The organism is Hymenobacter glaciei (assembly GCF_039539585.1).
Classification (GTDB): domain Bacteria; phylum Bacteroidota; class Bacteroidia; order Cytophagales; family Hymenobacteraceae; genus Hymenobacter; species Hymenobacter glaciei.
The window spans coordinates 113,023-130,718 of the sequence record NZ_BAABDK010000016.1; the positions used below are offsets into that span (position 1 = coordinate 113,023).

The window sequence follows — 17,696 nt, forward strand, 5'->3', positions numbered from 1 at the left end:
GCCCCTACTACGTTCTAAATAAACCCCGCTATCCTTAGCTTACCCCCCATGAAAAGACCTTTTCAAACTGCCTTCCGACTGCTGCTGACTGGGCTTGCTTTGACCGCCCCATTGGCCGCTTCAGCCCAGAAAAAGCCGGCTACTGCCAAACCAGCCGCCAAACCCACCAACGCAATCAGCGCTATCCGCGAAGCCGACATCAAGCGCGACTTATTTGGGCTGGCCGGCGACCATTTTCGGGGCCGCGAGGGCGGCACGCTGGATGAGTTGAAGGCCTCGGTGTGGCTGGCCGACCAGATTCGGGCCACTGGCATGCTGCCGGCCGGCGACGACGGCACCTACTTTCAGTGGTTCAACCTGCAGCGCACCCGCCTGAGCAAAAGCAGCACGCTGCGCATTGGCACGCACGAGATTAAGCTGAATGAAACCGGCGCTGTGACCGCCCCCACCAACGCCAGCGTGAACGCGCCGCTCGTGTTCGTGGGCACCGGCTCGCCGGCTGAGCTGGCCAAGGTCGACATCAAAGGCAAGGCCGTGGCCGTGCAGATTTCGGGCGCGCCCACCGACGGCATCAGCTACCGACGCTACGTGTTTGGAAAGTTCAACGGGCAGGCTGGCGAGCTGGTGAAGGCCGGTGCAGTGGCGGTGGTATTTGTATCGGATGCGCCCTCGCAGGCGCTGTACGACCACTGGAGCCACACTTTTGAGCGGGGGCGCTACAGCCTGCCCGGTGCCAACAACACCAAAGTAGTGAGCACGCCGCCGGTGGTGTGGCTGCCCGCTAGCGCCGCCAGCTGGGTGCAGCAGGCCGGCCAGCAGCTCACCGCCGAGCTGAAAGTGGACAGTTTCCAGTATCCGTCCGTGAACATTGTGGCGAAAATGCCCGGCACCGATGCGCAGCTGAAAAAGGAGTATGTTCTGTTCAGCACCCACCAGGACCACGACGGCGTGCGCGCCCCCATTGCCGGCGACTCCATCTACAACGGGGCCGACGACAACGCCACCGGCTGCGCGGCCCTGCTGGCCATCATGCGGGCCTTCAAGCAGCAGCCCAGCCGCCGCTCGGCGCTGTTCGTGTACCAGGGTTCGGAAGAGCGCGGCCTAATTGGGTCCACCTACTTTTCGGCCCATCCCACGGTGCCGCAATCCAGCATCGTGGCCGTGTTGAATGCTGAAATGATGGGCCGCAACATAGCCGACAGCGCCGCCCTGCTGGGCTCGACGCCGCCCCACCTAAACTCGTCAGACCTCGTGAAAACCGCCCTGGCGGCCAACCAAGCCGGCCCCAAGTTCAAGCTCGACACCGAGTGGGACAAGCCCACACACCCCGAGGGCTGGTACTTCCGCTCCGACCACCTGCCCTACGCCCGCCTGGGCATCCCGGCCATTATGTACACCTCGCTGCTGCACGTCGACTACCACACGCCACGCGACGAGCCCAGCCGCATCGACTACGCCAAGCTCACGCGCATGACCACTTGGATGTACCTCACCGGCTGGGCCGTGGCCAACCGCACCGCACCACCGGCGCGGGAGCCCGGCTTCAAGCTGGAGCGGTAGCGTTGTACGGGTGGAACAGTCGACCCTCGGGCCGTTTGCGGAGCAGTCCGAATTGCTGCAGCTGCTCGATGTGGTGGTGCTCACAAACACCGCTACCCCTGATGGCCCGGTTCGGACACTGTGCTACCCCGCAGGGCATATCGCTGGGTTCGAACGTGTTTGCAGCATAGTAGGACTGTTGGCTGACGCCATAAAGCATCCACGCGGCGGGCTGTAGGTATGGTTCCTGCCGCCATTCTTCCACTATGATAGCCGGCACCTGAAACCCGTATTCACCGTTGCCAAAAGTCATTTCGCGGCCGGTTTGCCAAAACTGGCCACAGTGCGGGCATTGCAGCAGCTTTAGTTTGGCGGCGCCGCTTTCCGCCAGTAGCAGCAGTAGCTTCAGAATGGCTGGGGTGGCCTTGATACGCTTGTAGATGCTGCGGCGGTCGAGGTCGAACGCGCGGTATTGGGAGCAGGTGCATTCCATAACCCAAAGGTAGCTTTCGAGTAAATTCGCTGAGCCAGCCCGCTTCTGGCCAGGCGCGTGGGGCGGCCTCACAGAAGCCCCTCAGCCCTACTGGCTGTTGCGAATGAGCGCGGCGTAGAACTGCACCATCAGCGGGTAATTGGCCACGGCCAGCCGCTCGTTGTTGCCGTGGAGGCTCTCGATGCCTTCCTGGTTGATTTGGGTGGGCGAGAACCGGTACACGTTCGCGCTCAGGGCGGCATACTGGCGGGCATCGGTGGCCCCGGTCACCACGTAGGGCGCGACAATGGCATCCGGAAACACGCTCCGAATGGTGCGGTGCAGCCGCTGAAACGCCGCCGCGTCGGGGTTCGACACCGGCGAGGGCTCGCTGGGCTTCCCGACGATTTTGATGTTGATGTGCTCGTCGTCGATGATGCGGCGCACTTCGCGTACCACGCCGGCCACCGAGTCGCCGGGCAGCAGACGGAAGTTGATGGTGGCCGTGGCATCAATCGGCAGCACGTTTTCCTTGGCGCCGGCCCGGAAAATGGTGGGCGCGATGGTGGTGCGCAGGGTGGCGTTGGTCGAGGGCGTGGCCGCCATAATTTTCTTGACAATCGGGGCAAACAACCAGCGGTTGGCGAATACCAGCCGCTTGCCCAGCGGCACTTCCGATGCCAGGTAGTCGAGCAGGTGGTCGTCGCCGCCCTCCAGCCGCGCCGGAAACGGGTGCTGCTCCAGCTTCACCACGGCCGCCGCCACCGCGCCGATGCTCGTTTGAGCAGGCGGCATCGACGAGTGGCCACCCTTGCTGGTAGCCGTCAGCTCCAATGTGAGGTAGCCTTTTTCGCTGATGCCCACCAGCGCCACAGCCTTTTTAACGCTGGGCACCCCGTCGGTTTTCACCAGGCCGCCCTCATCAAGCACGAATTCGGCTTGGATGCCACGCTGATGCAGCGCGGCCGAAATAGCACCCGCGCCCCGCCGGCCCTGGCTTTCCTCATCGTGCCCGAAGGCCAGCAGCAGCGTGCGCGTGGGCCGGAAGCCGGTGCCGAGCAGGTACTCCACGGCTTCGAGCTGGGCCAGCACGCTGGCTTTGTCGTCGAGGGTGCCGCGGCCGTAGAGGTAGCCGCCGGCCTGCACCCCGGCGAAGGGTGGCCGGGCCCACTTGCTTTCGGTACCGGGCAGCACGGGCACCACGTCGTAGTGGCCCAGCAGCAGCACGGGCTTCAGCGCGGCATTGGTGCCAGGCCAGGTGAAGAGCAGGCCGTACTCGTTGAATTTTTCGAGCTTCAGCTGGGCATACACCTTCGGGAACGCCTGCTGCAGGTAGCGGTTGAACCGGCCAAACTGGGCCGTATCGGTCTGGGTGTAGTCGGTGGTCGACACCGTCGGAATCCGGACCGCACCAACCAGGCGGGCCAGCGCCGAATCGGGCAAGGCCACTGCCGGCGCGGCCGGCACCGCCCCCAGTTGATTCGAGGGCAGCCGCAGGGTATTGACCACTAAAACCACCAGCAGCACCACTAGTGTCACACCTAGCAGCCAGAGTATAAAACGCATATTTTCGCAGAAAACCAGGTTGGAAAGATACCGCCAAGGTAGGGCCGAAAGCCCGATTGCCTGAACCCATGCCTTGTTGGACCGAACAATCGGCCGACTCGCTGGTCTTGGCCCTGTTCCAGCTCCCTACTCCGACAACATGCGCCACCTCACCGCCGCCGACATTCAGGCGTTCGACAAAATCTACCGCCTCAACCTCGTCAACGGCCTGCCGGGTTTCAAGCCAGCCAACCTGGTGGGCACCGCCGCGCCCGACGGCCGCACCAACCTGGCCGTGTTCAGCTCGGCCCTGCACCTGGGCTCCGACCCGGCGCTGCTGGGCATCGTGACGCGGCCCACCACGGTGCCCCGCCACACCTACGCCAACCTCAAGGCCAGCGGCTGCTACACCCTCAACCACGTGCCCGAGGCCTTGGCTGCCCAGGCCCACTACACTTCGGCCAACTTTCCGGATGATGTTTCGGAGTTCGACGCCTGCGGCTTCACCGCCGATTTCCGCGACGGTTTCGCGGCGCCCTACGTGGCCGAAAGCGCCCTCAGCATCGGCCTGCGGTTGCTGGAAGAGCACCACATCAGCAACGGCACGGTGCTGCTGGTGGGTACCGTGGAGCACGTGTACTTGCGCGATGAGCTGCTGCGGCCCGATGGTACGCTGAACCTGGCCGCGGCCGGCACCGCCGCCATTTCCGGCCTCGACGGCTACCACGCCGTGCAGCTACCCGTGCGCTTCGGCTACGCCCGGCCAGGCAAGCTCCCAGTGGCGGAATAAGCGAGTAGCAGGCAGGCTAAGCGGAGAATACCTGCGGGTTTCGGACCGCCCTTAGTACACTGGTTTAGGCGCTTCAGGCACACGCTCATTCCGAGTCTTTAGTTCACTCGAATTGGTGCACCAAAAAAGCCCGCCTTCTTACAAGCTTGTCCTTACCCACATGTTAGAGCGGTGCGAGAACGGTGCGGGTAAGGACAAGCAACCGGAGGGCTCTGGAGCTTTTCTATGCCACTGCCCTACCTTCGCCCCTGCCGCCCAAATAGGGCTGGCCAAGCAGCAGGCGCCCGCAGTGGGCCGCTCAATTCAAGCAGTGCTGCGCGATTTTGCAAAACAAAAACTTGATTAAGAAGCGTTGAATATGGTACTTATTGCCAGTTGGGTGCTCTTCGGCCTGGGCATCGCCCATGTTCTATTTGGCATCATACAGTTTAAACCGCAATTTCAGGCTGCGATTGCGGAAGGCTTCGTCGGGAAGTTCAGTGAATCGGACGACCGAAGAGTTGCTTTCTGGTTCACCATTCTGGGGCCGCCTATTGCATTAATTGGTTTCGTGGCAATCCATTCAGTGGCCACCCAGGATTTTAGTCTCCTTAAAATAATCGGCTTTTCGCTATTGGGCACTGCCGTTGTAGGCGTGCTGGCATTTCCCAAATCGCCCCTTTGGCTGCTTTTACTCCTCTCGCCATTCTTTATTTTAGGGGGCTACGGATTGATTCACTAAACTAAAAATACATCATCTGTTTTTTCGTCGGGGTCATACAACTTCGCGGATAGGGCTTCCGCACCAAATTTCGCGGTTTTTAGCCCTATTTGACGGGTTGCCATTTTCTGCCAATCACAAAAAACGCCCTTCGTTTTGCTTCCACTGTGCAGAACCACTGAAAGCGCCTCCCAAAGCGGTTTGACAATGACAAAACAGCTCAAAAACCGCGGAATTTGGTGCGGAAGCCTTACTTATTCGTAAACAAGTCTCTTAACTAGCGGAGCCTGCTGCTGACAGCCGCTGCTGCACCAGCGCCATCAGCCCGTTCAAATCGGCCGCGTCCATTTCGGGCGCTTCAATAAAGGACGTCAGCGCCCCGCTCCCGCCCACCGCAAACGCGGCCGGCAGCGGCTCATTTTGCTTCGCCGGATAGGCCCGCACGAACTCGTCGCGGTGCAAAAACGCCACCGGCACGGGCAACGCCTGGACGAATTCCTTCCACTCGGGCCGCAGGGCGGTGGCCCCGTACGTGACGGCGCAGAGCGAGCACGGGTAGGTGGCCGGCGAAAGGATTTTGTGGAACAGGTCCTTCAGGCCGGGCAGCAAGCCGCCGTCGGCGTTGTACACGAAAAGCAGGCGTTGGGGCAGCGCATCCGAAGGCATGGACGCAAGTTACCAGCAGCGCCGGTTAGCCGCGGGCCAGCACCCACGAAGCCAGCAAGCAACCAGTGGCGACCATTAGGCCCACCAGCGGCGCCCAAAACCAGTACCGCTGCGCCAGGAAAACATAGAACCCGCACACGCCCAGCGTCAGCCAGGGCAGCACCGGGGAGTGCGTGTAGCGGTCGAACGACTGGAGGCCAAGCGCCAGCGTATTCGCTCCCACAAACATCATTCCGGCGCTGTGGCTGGCATGATTCCCAACCCAGCCCTGCCACACGGTGCTTTCGCGAGTCAGCACGGGCGAATCCTGCTCCATTTGCTGCCTGGTTTCAGCTTGGCGGGGGTAGAACTTCTGGCTGAAAAATGTAAGTACCAAATGGCAGCTGCCCAGCAGCAGCAGCATAAGGCTTCCGGCAATTAGCAGGACGTGGGCCATGTTAAAACAAAAAAGGGTTAGAAATTGAGGCATACCACCGGCGCTTTACGAGCCGGCCCTTGGCCACCGGCGCCGGCACGCCCCGAAGGAAATTTGGGCAGCCCGGCACCAACCACAGGCCCGCGAGGCAGTGCTCAAACGTGAGTGAAGGTCGGGGTGCAGCGGGGATTATGCTTCGTATTTTGATGGAAGGGAGGGCTTGCGCACCAAATATCAGGCATTTTGTAGTAGCCGGCGGAGGTACTCATTGTCATAGGCGGCTTGTTTGCGCTTTCGGTTGAGGCTGATGGGCTTTGGGTCCTGGGCCAGCAAGTAGAGGGCCGTTTGGCGTAAGATATTGGTGTTAAGGGCCGCATGGCCCGTTCGCAAGCGCGACTGGTCTTCCTTGAAGGTGAGGTCGAGTTGCCAGTGTAACTGGTTTTCGACGGCCCAGTGCCCCCGAACGAGGCGGGCGTAGACCGCCGGGTCGTGGTCCGTTAACGAGCTGAGGTAGAAGCGCTGGGTGCGGGCAACGCCCTGGCGGGTGTGCCGTTCTGTTTCCACCAGCACGAGCGTGCGCAGGCCCGGCCAATCGGCGCAGGCCTCGAGCAAGGCCAGGTCCTGGCAAATGCGCACCGTGCGCTGCTCCCCCCCGCCGTGGCCCTTGTAGACGCTGCGCCAAGTCGGCAGGTGGACGCTGCGGGCCAGCAGGTGCTCGCTGGCCTGCTCGTAGAGGGTTTTGGCGTTCTTTTTCAGGGCAATCACGTAGTCCGCCCCGCGCTCGACCACCTTGCCGACGATGTCCGGCTGACAGGCAATGGCGTCGATGGTCACGATGCTGCCGGCCACGTCGAGCAGGGCCGGAATCGCCGTTTTTTCGTTCGTTTTGGCCCCAATCTGCGCCTGTCCAAAACTCAGGTGGGCATCGGCCAGCCACACGCTGACGGTCCGCACCAGGGCATGGCGCTGGCCAGCGGGGGTGGTGGCGCGGTGTTCCTTGCCGTCGACGCACAACTGCCACCTGGCCAGCGACCCGGCGCAGGCCCGCAAGGTCTGCTCCAATTCGGTTGGGTTCAGGCGTTTGAGCAGCCTTTCTAACGTGTCTTCGGAGGGGATGCTGTTGGCAAAAGACAAGCCCAGTTCCGCCCGCAGAAAGGCGAGTCGGGCACGGCCGTAGTCGCAAATTTCCAGCAAATCGTCGCAGCTGGCCAACGTGCCGCACAGCAGCAGGGCCAGGATGTCAACCAGTTAGCCAGCGCGGGAGGTGGTGTTGCACCTGAGTTGGAGTCCGCCGCTGGCCCTGCGGGCCCCGCAGCGACCGGGCGGGGCCACGGGCAAGGGCGAGCCGGTGGCCGCGACCGCGGTGCGGGTCTGGGAGGCGCCGGCGGACGGCACGCCGGGGGTGGAGTAGCTGCTGCTCACCGATATGCCCGTAACTGGGTTGCCCCAGGCCCAGGCCGTGGTGCGGCAGTACGCCAGCCGCTGGCTCATCGAGGATTTCCACAAGGCCTTGAAGACGGGCCTGGGGGCCGAGCGCCTGCAACTGCAAACGGCGGCGCGCCTGTTCGCCGCCGTGGCCCTGCTCAGCGTGGTGGCCCTGGCCCTGGTCGAACTGCGGGAACGCAGCCGGCAGCAGCCCGAGGCGCCAGCCGAAACGGCCGGGCTCTCGGCCACCTACTTGCGCATTTTACGCAGCCTGCGTCCGCGGCCGCTGGTCACGGTACGCGACGTGTTTTACGCCCTGGGCGGGCACCTGGGGCGGACGGGCGATGGGCCACCGGGGTGGCAAACGCTCTGGCTCGGGCTCCTGAGCCTGCGCCAGCTCGTGACAGGCGTGCGCTTGGCGGCGCACCTGACCTTGGACGAGGACTAAAAAAAGCGCCGGCCTGCTGGCCGGCGCTTTCTAGCAAGATGTGGGTAAGGACAAGCTTATTACGAGGCGGGCTTTTTTGATGCTTAAAATGCACACTTTGGTTGATGAACATCCAGTTAGTAGTGCCTGTCTTAGGCGTCGTACTGGTCAGTGTTGCCCTGGTTGTGGGTTGGCTGGTGGTGCTCCCCCATGTAGTGCGGCGACTGCACGGCCCCAGTGGGATGGAACGGCGCCTGGTCTTCGTGATTCCAGTCGTGCTCTAATGAATCCGGTTTGGCCGAGGTGGAGCGCTGGGATTGCGCGTGTCCGTGGCGTGCTTTCTTCCGTTTTTTACTGCCGGCGGAGGCCAACGCCAGCACCCCGATGGCAACTCCCGCCACTGCTGCTGCTTTCAGCCAGGGGTTCACCAGCGGTGGTGGCACCGAAGTCACGCCGCTGCCGTTGGCAGTAGCAGGTTGCTGGGCGTAGCGGCCCACTTTGGGCCGCGCCACGGTGTCGAATTGTGCCACCAAAGTGGCCAGCTGCGTGCGCAGGGCATTGCCGTGCATGGCAATGCCGTGGCCGGTGGCGGCTACCTCCGGTTCCATGCGCGCCAGCAGCTCAACCGAAGCACGGGCCGCGTCCCAGTCGGGCGTGAAGTAGGCCGGCGGTCCGTGCACTTCCTGCTTTTGGGTGAGGGTGCTGAGGCCCGACTCGGCAAACACCGTGGTAAAGGCATCGCCCGCCACCAGCACTTTGTCGTGCTCCCGGAAAAACGACACGTGCCCGAACGTGTGGCCCGGCGTATGCACCCAGCGCCAGCCTGGCAGGCCGGGCACGGTGCCGTCGGCGGGCAGGGCCTGCACGCGGCTGCCAAAGTCGTAGGGCTGCTTGGGGTAGGTGAACGACAAGTAGGCCATCATGCCGCCGCCCACGGTGGGGTCGGGCGCGGGGTAGGCCGAGCGGCCGGTGAGGAAGGGCAGCTCCAGGGGGTGCGCGTACACCGGCACGTCGGGCCAAGCCTCGAGCAGCCCGTGCAGGCCGCCTACGTGGTCGAAATGGCCGTGGGTGAGCAGGATGGCGGTGGGCGGCGTATCAGCCCCAAACAGTTCCTGGGCGTGCGCCTTAATCTTGCCCGCCGAGCCGGGTAGGCCAGCGTCAATCAGTGCCCAGGGGCCTTGGGGCTGGTCGGGCGCGAAGGCGTAGTACAGGTTTACGAACACGTCGCGCAGCACGCTCAGACCGGGCACTACGGCAGTGAATGCGGGCATACTGGCCCGCGAGGCATCATTGGAAAGCATTGCGATGATAGAAAAAGTGAACGAACCGGGGCCCGCCAGCCGGCGCGGCGCTGATACTACGGTTCGTTCCGACCCCAAGGTTGGCCTTTGTTCATCATCGTTGGGCTTAGCCGGCGCCAACGGTTGTGCTTGGCGCCAACGCAAAAAGCCCGCTGCTTATCCAGCAGCGGGCTTTTCAGCATGGATGCACGTGCGTGCTATTTTTTTGGCTGCGCCTGCTCCACGTCGCCCATCTGGCCGCTGGCGCTCTGGCCGCCGGTGGCACTGGAGCCGGCCGGAGCCGAATCGAGCTTGTCCTGCACGGTGCCGTTCTTAATGCCAGCGGCCGAGCCGGTGCCAATGGGCGTGTAGGCTTTTTGCTTGTAATTAATGCTGTCGCGGTTCACATCGGCGTTGTGCCAGCCGGGAGGGTTGGTGAAGCCGTGTTGGAATTGCGGGTTTACGCCGGGGCTCCAGTTATAGTCGCAGGACGAAAGCGAGGCCGCCAAAGCGGTGCCCAGCAACAGGGCCAGGGCGGGACGGAGGGTAAGCTTCATGAAGTAGTGCTTGGAATTAGTTATGCAAAGTACGTTGATTTCGGACGGAAGGCCAACCTTATGGCGGTACTGGTGGTACTTTCGGAGGCGGGCCCACCCCTGCCCTGCTTGCTTATGTCCGATTCTGCTCCCAAGCCACCTTCCCGCTTCCGCCGTGCCCTGGGGGCCGTGGGCCGGGCTGCCCTGCTGCCCGTGCAGGGCGCCAGCTACCTCGTGCGGGCGGGCCAGGCGCACCAGCATTTTTTCCTGCCCGTGCTCAATGGCGCGCTCGGCGACCAGCTGGCCACCCGCTTCGACTCGCGGGCCATTCGCATGAGCTTTCGGCGCGGCGGCCACGACGTGGCCGTGGCCGACCTGGGCCTGGCCGAGCTCCACCAAAAAACCGTGGTGTACATCCACGGCCTGATGGGCGACGAGCTCATCTGGCAAACCGGCTTCCAGGATGCGCCGGGCAGCCGCCGCTACGGCCCGCGCCTGGCCGAAGAAACCCGCAGCCGCGCCCTGTACCTGCGCTTCAACTCGGGCCTGCACCTCTCCCAAAACGGCCGCGAGCTCAACCGCCTGCTCACCGAGCTGGTCGAAACCTGGCCCGATGCCATTGGCGAGCTGGTGCTGGTGGGCCACAGCATGGGCGGGTTGATTATTCGCTCGGCAGGGTATTATGGGAATAAATTAATAATTAACAATGAAGAATTAAGCTCAAAGTCAACGCAAGAAAGCGCGCAATTCTCAATTACTAATTCTCAATTATTAATTCAAAACCAAGCGCCCTGGCTGGCCCATTTGCGCTCCATCTTCCTTATTGGCACGCCCAACGATGGCTCGTGGCTGGAGCAGAACTCGCACTTCACGGCCCGCCTGCTGGAGCGCATCAACCTGTTTCCGACGCGCTTTCTCAGCAAGGCCCTCAACCAGCGCAGCAACGGCATCAAGGACCTGCGCTACTCCATTCTGGTGGATGAGGACTGGCAGGACGCTCACGCCAACGACTTCATGCCGCCGCGCACGCCCGTGCCGCCGCTGCCCGGCGTGCAGTACCACATTCTGATGGGGTCGTGGCTGCGGGCCACCCGGCCCTCGGCCCTGCGCGAGTATTTCGGCGATGGGCTGGTGGGCCACGGCAGCGCCCGCGGCCACGCCACTTTTGGCGATGAGGCGGCAATGCCCGCCGGTGCCAGCGTGCGCACTGCCGTGTTCAGCCAGCAGCACCACGGCGGCCTGCTCACGCATCCGGAGGTGTTTCAGTACCTCAAGCAGTGGAGTTAGCCACTTGATTATCAACAAAAAGCCGGGCCACCATCTCGACGAAGGTGGCCCGGCTTACCGAAGCTGCAGAAGCACTAGCGGCTGGCGCTGGCTCAGGTAGTGGAGCCCGTGGTGGAGCCCGACGTAGTGCCGGACGTGCTGCCCGAAGTAGTGCCGCTGGTAGTAGAGCCCGAAGTGCTGCCACTGGTAGAGGTGCCGCTGGTGGACATTCCGCTGGTGGTGCCGGACGTAGTGCTGCCACTGGTAGAGCCTGAAGTAGAGCCCGAAGTAGAACCACTGGTGGAGCCGCTACCGGCATTTTCGGATGTGCTGCAGGCACTAAACATACCAAGCGACGCGCTAAGGAGCAGGCCGGCCAAGGCGAAGGAACGTTTGTTTTTCATGGGGTTTGGAAAAAGAAAAAGAATAGATTCGCTCACAGAGCTTGTCTGGTTATACGGGCAGTAGCGGCGCGAAATACCCGTATTTAGCTCAGCATAAACACGTAAATCGACTACTTACTGGCCCAAAGCCTTAGGGCTTGACTGGTTCACAGTCGCACAGCACCTCGCGCGTTGGCCGCGAAACCTGGTAGTTGGGCAGCGAAACCTCTTTCATGTACACCACCGATAAGTGCCGAAGTGGCGCGTGGGCCGGGTTTTCGTGCCAGATGCGCAGCAGGTAGTTGCAGTAGTAGGGCCGCATCCAGGCATTGTTCACGAAGAGGATGTTTTCGGAGTATTTGCGCCACCGGTCGTTTTTGAACAGTGCCACCACCGATGCCGGTTTGGCGTAGCGCATGGGAGCACCGCTCCGGTTCAGGTCGAGCACGCGGCCGGTATTGGTCGTGCCTTCCAGTATGTACCAGCCATCGTCTTTGAACACGGCCGGCGCAAACATACCCCAGTGCTGGTCGACCCGAAACAGGTAGCCGAACCAGCGCACCGGGGCTGCCATCAGGTGGCCGGCGGGGCGCAACACGGCCACGTCGTCGAGGTTCCACCAGCACACATAGGCCAGCACAAGGCCCACAAACGTGTTGCTCACGGTGCGCGCCAGTCGCCGCCCATCCGCGGTTGAGGGCCGGGTCCGCTCCAGGCGTAGGCGCCACGGCAGTGGCCAAGTTGGCAGCGACGGGCACCAGCGCCGGGTGCGCGCCGCGTGCGGGGCCGCGCGGGCCGTCAGCCAGTCGAGGGCCATTGGCGGCAGCAAGCCCAGCACCGACGCCATGTTGATGATGAAGAACAGGCCTACATATAGCGTGAAGCTGATACTCAGGTGGAAGCCAAACAGCACACCGACTACCAGCAGCCGCCACCACTTCACCCCAACCGGAATGAATAAGGCAAACGGCAGCAGCAGCTCGGTGTAGTAGGCGGCAAACGTGAGGAAGCGCAGCAGCGCCGGGTAAGGGTACAGCAGGCGGCCGCCGGGCAGCAGCACCTGGTCGAGGCTGAAGGCGTAGTACAGCGCCGTGCCCGTTTTGGTCCACTCAGGGCCGTTTTTCAGCAGCGCGGTGCACCAGTACAGCAGGGCCAGCTGCACCACATAAGCCACTGTAGCGGCGCTGAAGTAACCGAGTTGCGCGGGAGCAGGCCGGCTGCGCGCATCCCAGGACCACACCCGGCCCCAGGGCAGAAACATGCCCCAGAACAGCAGCATGCGCAGCAGGTCGTCGCCGCCCTGCCCAATAAGCGGGTTGCGGTTCTGCAACGAGACCAGCAGTAACCACGAAGCTACCGTAGCCAGCCGCGTGTGGTAGCCCAGCAACATGGCAACTGCCGCTGCCGCTGCTACCGCAAACAGCACCGCCTGTGCCTGCCACAGCCCGCTGGCGGCATGCAGCGAAAACTGGTAGGGCGTCCAGGCGTGGTCCATAAGTGCCGACACCGGCAGCACGCCCACGTTGGCGTAATGCGCTTCCAGGTCGGTGCTTCGAATGGCCAGGTCGAGCAGGATAACGGCGGCCGTGGCCACTCGTAGCAGCGCCAGCGCCCGCAGGTCGAGCACAAACGAGCGCCGCAGTACTCCCCAGAAGCCGGTTCGCTGGTGGGGAACCAAGGCTACGGGCTGTGCCGGTGCTTGAGAAGTTGGCGAGGAGAGCAGAGTCATATGGCCATTCTGGACAATCTATTACAAACCCGCAGAAAGCCAGGCTCCGGCCCGTGAGTGACAGAGGCCAGGCGTCTGGCTTCCTTCTCAACGGCCGAAGCCTGGCTTTCTATGGCCGCATTAACCATGATGCAGTATTTGGCTGCACCATAGCCAGCCAGAATCCTCGCGGGCCCGGCAGCGCAGTTAGCGCGTGGTGGAGCCGGAGGTGCTGCCGCCTGCCGTAGTGCCCGAGGTCGACGTGCTGCCGCCCGCCGTGGTACCCGAACCCGACGTGCTGCTGCCCGTTGCGCCCGAACCAGACATGCCACCGCCAGCCGTGCTGCCCGAACCCGAGGTGCTGCCGGCGCCCGCCATGCCGCCCGTGGTACCGGCTGTGCTGCTGCCCGTGGTGCCGCCCGCGGTGGTGCCGTTGCTCGAGCCCATGTTGTCGGGTGAGCTGGTGCCACTATCCGAAGTCATGCTGCTCGAATCGCTGCTCATGGTGCTGGACGATTCGGTGGTGCTACCCGAACCGCCGTTGCCGGACTCGCCAGAGCCATTGCTTGAGCAGGAGCTCAATAACGCTGTGCTCAGGGCAAGCGTGAAGAGAGAAGCACTTATTCTTTTTCGTAAACATCAGGATAAGGTGGTTGGTTTGCATAGCTATACGGGCTGAGAAGTGGCACAACGGCGGAATAAACCCGTATTTTCTTCGGTACAACTACGTATACGTACCCTTGAAGCACCGCTTTGGGGGCTGGCTCCCAACCCCTCGTTCACCCGGCCGTTATCCGAATTCCCTTAGGCTTATTCCCGCATGACTAGTCCTGCTGCTTCTGCGCTTATCCTCTTCGACGGCGTGTGCAACCTTTGCAACGGCTTCGTGCAGTTCGTCATTCAGCACGACCCGACGGGCCGGTTCCGGTTTGCGGCGCTGCAAAGTGCGGCGGGGCAAGCCGTGCTGGCTACTCACGGCGCCGATGCCGCCGCCATTGCAGCCGAGCCCGAGTCGGTGCTGCTGGAGCTCGACGGCAAACTGTACTCGCACTCCGACGCCGTGCTGCGCATAGCGCAGGAGTTGGGCGGGCCGTGGCGGTTGCTGCTACTGGGCCGCCTGCTGCCCCGGGCCTGGCGCGACGCCGCCTACCGCTTTGTGGCCCGGCACCGCTACCGCTGGTTTGGGCGGCAGGAAAGCTGCTGGCTGCCCACCCCCGAACTCAAAGCGCGCTTCTGCTAGCGGCGCTTCGTCCAGGCCGTGGCGCGCTGCAGTTCGGCTTCGTACACGCGCTGGCCGAGGTCGCGCAGAAAGGGGAAACCGATGCGGTCGTATTCGTACTTATCGTCGTTCAGCACGCCGTCGACATTCACGTACAGCACGGCGCTGAGCAGGAATTCGACGCCGTGGGCTTCGTCCTGCACGTAGGCATTGTCGATGAGAAAGCCGTAGGCCTGGCCGATTTTATTGAACACCCGCACGCCCAGCGGCAGCGCGGCCAGGCCGGCCCCACCCAGCAGAAACTTGACGTAGGTGTCGGGGTAGTGGGCCACGTCGTAGCACGGGTGGCGGCTTTCGCGCGGCAACTCCGACAGTGCCGCCCGCAGCCGCGCGTAGTCGTCGGGGGCCAGGCGCAGGCGGCGGGCGGCGGGCACGCTTTCGGGGAATAGAATGGTGCGTAGCAGCTGCTGCTGGTCGGGCAGCGAAAAGGCGTTTTTCTGGCTAAAATCCATGGGACCAGTTATTTGCTGGTTGCCGTTGAGGTAGGCCTGCCCAATACCCTCCTCGCGCAGCCCAAGCCGGGGCCACGCGCCACTAAAGTAGCCGGCCGGCTGTGCATACAGGAGCTGGGTAGCGGCCGTATCGGCGAAGAAGCGCACGGGGTTGCTGTGGCGGCTGCCGGGTTCCTGGTCGCCCACCGACAGGCGGTGCAGCAGGCGGCTGTGGCGCAGACCCAGGCGGGCCAGCTCGCGGTTCAGCTCCCCGGGCCCCACAAATTCGTAGAGTCGATTGAAAGCGTCGTTATCACTCACGATTAGCGCTTTGCGCACGTAGTTGCCTATCGTGGGCCGGCCGCTGGCGCTGCTGGTGTCGCGCCGCACCCGCGACTGGGCCGCGAAGGCCGAATCCGTCAGCATCGGCGAGTCGGGGCTGAGGCCGGGAGATTGCGCGCTCAACGCCCGCAGCTTTTGCAGGGCCAGCGCAGCCCCGGCCAGCTTCACGGTGCTGGCCGGGTAGAAGTATTCTTGGGGCCGTACCCGGTAGCTATAGGAGCGAAAGTGCGGCTGGCCCGCCGCATCGCGTCGGATGCGGGTGTAGAGAATCTGTAGTTGGTAAGCAGCGGGGCGGGCCAGCACCCGGCCCAGCCCAACTGTGTCGTGGCGTAGCACCTGGCGTAGGGCATTGGCCCTGCCTTGGGCACCGGCCTTCACGGTGCCAGCCAGCAAGAGTAGCAGTAGCAGCCCGCGCATCAGGGAAACAGGAAGAGCATCATGCGGCCAAATATAACAGGATGGGCCGGGGCCGTTGGTCCCGGTTTAGCGGGCGTTGGTGTAATAAAATTCCAAGCCGCGGGGCAACGCCATAGGTTTGTCGCAGCCTATTAGAGCAGCTAAGCTGCAATCGGCAGACCGTCTTTTTTCTTCTTCCCTTTTTCCCTTTCCACATGAAAAACCCTTTCTCTTTCTCCTTATCGACTCCCCGCTTGCTGGGCACGGCACTGGTCCTGCTGCTTCCGGGCCTGGCGGCGGCGCAGGCCCCGGCCATCCCCAACAGCAGCTTCGAAAGCTGGCAGCCCCGCGCCGGCGAGGAGGCCCCGGATGGCTGGCAGACCAGCGACGACATTGTAGAATTCCTCACCCAGCAGCGTACCCCGACGGGTACCGTTACCAAAGCCCCTGACGCTCAGCAGGGCACCCTGGCCGTGCAGCTGCAAACCCGCACCGTGCCGGGCCTGGGGCAGATTTCGGGTGATATTATTCTGGGCAGCTCGCTGCACGGCGGCGTCGACGACCTGCCCGGCGGGTTGCCCTGCACCGCCCGACCGGCCGCCCTCGAGTTCTACTACCAAATGAAGGGCAACGTGGCCGATTCGGCCGCCGCGCTGGTCCGCCTCACCCGCAACGTGAACGGCACCGCCGAGCTGGTGGCCGAAGCCCTTTTTATGGTGCCGGCCCAGACTTCGGCCTACACCCTGGCCCGGGTGCCCCTCCACTATTACTCCTCCCTCACGCCGGATTCGGTGATGCTGCGCTTTACGTCGGGCTCTGTCGATATCCGCACCGACGGCACCACGCTGCTGGTTGACAATATCTCGTTGACGGGCACGGTGCTGGCTGCGCGCGGACCAGCTAAGACGGCCTCGCTAGCCGTGTGGCCCAATCCCAGCCCCGACGGCCGCTACCGCCTCGGCAGTACTGAGCCGGCCCTGTTGACGGCCCCGCTGGTAGTGCTCGACGTGGCCGGCCGTACCGTGCACCGCGAAGCGGCGCTCCGCCCGGGTTTGACAACCGCAGAACGTTTCCTCGACCTGGGCGACCTGCCAGCTGGCGTGTACACCGTGCAGGTGCAGGCACCAACGGGCGTCATTACCCGCCAGCTTATCCGGTAGCTACTTACCTCCCGCAGTCGTTCCTGCGCCCCACCCACTGGCCCCTTGGCCCAGCGGGTGGGGCGCTTGCCTTAGCGGCCGGAATGGCGACTGTTGCGGGCGTTGGTACTCGAAAACGGGGGGTTGGTGTAATATTCTTTGGGTAGCAGGGGCGCCGGGCGAGGTTTGTAGCATCCGAACGCCGCCGGACTGGCCCGGCTCCTTTTCCACCATTCACCTTTTTTCTGCAATGCGTACCTCCTCCTCCTTCCGCACTTTCCTGCTCATGGCCAGCCTTGGCACCGCACTTACTGCCCGGGCGCAAACCGCCCCGGTGCCGGCCAACGCTACTGCTCCGGCTGCCCCAGCGGCGGTGGCGCCCGAGTTCCAGCGCACCACGCTTCTCAAGTTCGGTACGGTGCTCACCAACCGCACCCTCAGTGGCATTGGCCAAATCGTGCCAGTGCCGCTGCAGCTAGGCATCGAGCGGCGCCTCAGTTCCAAGCTGGCTATTACCGGTAGCCTGGATGCCTTAGGCATAGCGGGCCGGGTACGCCCGTTCGCCAATAGTGAGTATGGTTTTCGGGTCTTCAAGCTGGGGGCTGAGTTGGGCGTACGGCGCTACTACCGCGCCGATGCCCACCCCATCACCAGGGCCTACGGCGGCAACTACGTGGCGCTAAATGCCCGCGCCGAAGCTTTCCCATATTTCGGCCAGCTGTATCCCGGTGGGCTGGGCCTCAGTGCCCAGTGGGGCATGCAGCGCCGCCTCGGCAGCCACGGCCTGGTCGATGCGTTTGCCGGCCTTGGGGCCGAAACCGTGCCTTTGCTCTGGAGCGGGCTCGGAGTACGCTTGCCCGTATCGGCCACCGTGGAGCTGGGCGTGCGCCTGAGCCTGGTCCGCTAAGCTGGCGGGCCCGGTCTCCGCGTTCAACCTACGTCTGCTGCCCCGTTTTT

Annotated in this window: 20 protein-coding genes; 9 read left to right on the forward strand and 11 right to left on the reverse strand. The window is 63.4% G+C overall.

Translation table 11 applies throughout. The features are described from left to right. Window positions 1–48 precede the first annotated feature (48 nt). On the forward strand, window positions 49–1,560 hold the full coding sequence (locus ABD837_RS09395; RefSeq protein WP_345053319.1) for a M28 family peptidase: 1,512 nt from the start codon (window positions 49–51) through the stop codon (window positions 1,558–1,560). Here the strand turns inward: ABD837_RS09395 and ABD837_RS09400 are convergent. Both ABD837_RS09400 and ABD837_RS09405 read right to left on the reverse strand, forming a co-directional pair. Beyond that, window positions 1,544–2,032 (reverse strand): hypothetical protein, encoded by a 489-nt coding sequence (locus ABD837_RS09400; protein WP_345053321.1) that lies wholly within the window; start codon window positions 2,030–2,032, stop codon window positions 1,544–1,546. The genes ABD837_RS09395 and ABD837_RS09400 overlap by 17 nt on opposite strands. An 87-nt stretch (window positions 2,033–2,119) precedes the next feature. Next, entirely contained in the window at window positions 2,120–3,577 is a 1,458-nt protein-coding gene (locus tag ABD837_RS09405) for a M20 family peptidase (protein ID WP_345053323.1), read from the reverse strand. 139 nt (window positions 3,578–3,716) lie between these two features. Between ABD837_RS09405 and ABD837_RS09410 the strand changes: the two genes are divergently transcribed. After that, window positions 3,717–4,346: a flavin reductase family protein gene (locus ABD837_RS09410; RefSeq protein ID WP_345053325.1), complete on the forward strand. Its 630-nt coding sequence runs from the start codon at window positions 3,717–3,719 to the stop codon at window positions 4,344–4,346. A gap of 358 nt (window positions 4,347–4,704) precedes the next feature. Further along, on the forward strand, window positions 4,705–5,067 hold the full coding sequence (locus tag ABD837_RS09415; RefSeq protein WP_345053328.1) for a DUF6463 family protein: 363 nt from the start codon (window positions 4,705–4,707) through the stop codon (window positions 5,065–5,067). 252 nt (window positions 5,068–5,319) lie between these two features. On the opposite strand, the gene ABD837_RS09420 is transcribed toward ABD837_RS09415, so the two are convergent. The 3 genes from ABD837_RS09420 to ABD837_RS09430 all read right to left on the reverse strand — a co-directional run bounded on the left by ABD837_RS09420 (window position 5,320) and on the right by ABD837_RS09430 (window position 7,375). Further along, window positions 5,320–5,712: a hypothetical protein gene (locus ABD837_RS09420; protein WP_345053330.1), complete on the reverse strand. Its 393-nt coding sequence runs from the start codon at window positions 5,710–5,712 to the stop codon at window positions 5,320–5,322. A 25-nt stretch (window positions 5,713–5,737) separates the two neighbouring features. Continuing rightward, entirely contained in the window at window positions 5,738–6,148 is a 411-nt protein-coding gene (locus tag ABD837_RS09425; protein ID WP_345053332.1) for an LIC_13387 family protein, read from the reverse strand. Window positions 6,149–6,361: 213 nt separating this feature from the next. Continuing rightward, window positions 6,362–7,375 (reverse strand): ISAs1 family transposase, encoded by a 1,014-nt coding sequence (locus ABD837_RS09430; protein WP_345053987.1) that lies wholly within the window; start codon window positions 7,373–7,375, stop codon window positions 6,362–6,364. A 178-nt stretch (window positions 7,376–7,553) separates the two neighbouring features. On the opposite strand from ABD837_RS09430, the gene ABD837_RS09435 reads away from it, so the two are divergent. Beyond that, entirely contained in the window at window positions 7,554–8,000 is a 447-nt protein-coding gene (locus ABD837_RS09435; RefSeq protein WP_345053333.1) for an IS4 family transposase, read from the forward strand. A gap of 131 nt (window positions 8,001–8,131) precedes the next feature. Here the strand turns inward: ABD837_RS09435 and ABD837_RS09440 are convergent, their stop codons facing one another. Together ABD837_RS09440 and ABD837_RS09445 are read right to left on the reverse strand one after the other, a co-directional pair. After that, the gene (locus ABD837_RS09440; protein ID WP_345053335.1) at window positions 8,132–9,280 is read right to left on the reverse strand and encodes an MBL fold metallo-hydrolase; all 1,149 of its coding nucleotides are present in this window, start codon (window positions 9,278–9,280) and stop codon (window positions 8,132–8,134) included. A 197-nt stretch (window positions 9,281–9,477) separates the two neighbouring features. After that, window positions 9,478–9,816 carry a hypothetical protein gene (locus ABD837_RS09445; RefSeq protein WP_345053337.1) on the reverse strand — a complete coding sequence of 113 codons (339 nt, stop codon included), beginning with the start codon at window positions 9,814–9,816 and terminating at the stop codon, window positions 9,478–9,480. Between the two features lie 114 nt (window positions 9,817–9,930). Between ABD837_RS09445 and ABD837_RS09450 the strand changes: the two genes are divergently transcribed. Beyond that, complete coding sequence (locus tag ABD837_RS09450) at window positions 9,931–11,082, forward strand: esterase/lipase family protein (RefSeq protein WP_345053339.1); 1,152 nt, start codon at window positions 9,931–9,933, stop codon at window positions 11,080–11,082. Between the two features lie 92 nt (window positions 11,083–11,174). Here ABD837_RS09450 and ABD837_RS09455 read toward each other — a convergent pair whose 3' ends face one another. From ABD837_RS09455 to ABD837_RS09465, 3 genes are all read right to left on the reverse strand, one after another. After that, the gene (locus tag ABD837_RS09455; protein ID WP_345053342.1) at window positions 11,175–11,465 is read right to left on the reverse strand and encodes a hypothetical protein; all 291 of its coding nucleotides are present in this window, start codon (window positions 11,463–11,465) and stop codon (window positions 11,175–11,177) included. Between the two features lie 130 nt (window positions 11,466–11,595). Further along, window positions 11,596–13,173, reverse strand: a complete 1,578-nt coding sequence (locus ABD837_RS09460) for an HTTM domain-containing protein (protein WP_345053346.1) — start codon at window positions 13,171–13,173, stop codon at window positions 11,596–11,598. Window positions 13,174–13,359: 186 nt separating this feature from the next. Continuing rightward, entirely contained in the window at window positions 13,360–13,656 is a 297-nt protein-coding gene (locus ABD837_RS09465) for a hypothetical protein (protein WP_345053349.1), read from the reverse strand. Between ABD837_RS09465 and ABD837_RS09470 the strand changes: the two genes are divergently transcribed. Beyond that, window positions 13,655–13,831, forward strand: coding sequence for a hypothetical protein (locus ABD837_RS09470; protein WP_345053351.1), 177 nt, complete (start codon window positions 13,655–13,657; stop codon window positions 13,829–13,831). The genes ABD837_RS09465 and ABD837_RS09470 overlap by 2 nt on opposite strands. Before the next feature lie 141 nt (window positions 13,832–13,972). Continuing rightward, window positions 13,973–14,392, forward strand: a complete 420-nt coding sequence (locus ABD837_RS09475) for a thiol-disulfide oxidoreductase DCC family protein (protein ID WP_345053354.1) — start codon at window positions 13,973–13,975, stop codon at window positions 14,390–14,392. On the opposite strand, the gene ABD837_RS09480 is transcribed toward ABD837_RS09475, so the two are convergent. Then, window positions 14,389–15,621, reverse strand: coding sequence for a serine hydrolase (locus tag ABD837_RS09480; RefSeq protein ID WP_345053357.1), 1,233 nt, complete (start codon window positions 15,619–15,621; stop codon window positions 14,389–14,391). The two genes, ABD837_RS09475 and ABD837_RS09480, sit on opposite strands and share 4 nt — an antisense overlap. Window positions 15,622–15,815: 194 nt before the next feature. Between ABD837_RS09480 and ABD837_RS09485 the strand changes: the two genes are divergently transcribed. Together ABD837_RS09485 and ABD837_RS09490 are read left to right on the forward strand one after the other, a co-directional pair. Then, complete coding sequence (locus ABD837_RS09485; protein ID WP_345053360.1) at window positions 15,816–16,760, forward strand: T9SS type A sorting domain-containing protein; 945 nt, start codon at window positions 15,816–15,818, stop codon at window positions 16,758–16,760. A 229-nt stretch (window positions 16,761–16,989) separates the two neighbouring features. Next, window positions 16,990–17,646 carry a hypothetical protein gene (locus ABD837_RS09490; protein WP_345053362.1) on the forward strand — a complete coding sequence of 219 codons (657 nt, stop codon included), beginning with the start codon at window positions 16,990–16,992 and terminating at the stop codon, window positions 17,644–17,646. The last annotated feature ends 50 nt before the right edge of the window (window positions 17,647–17,696 follow it).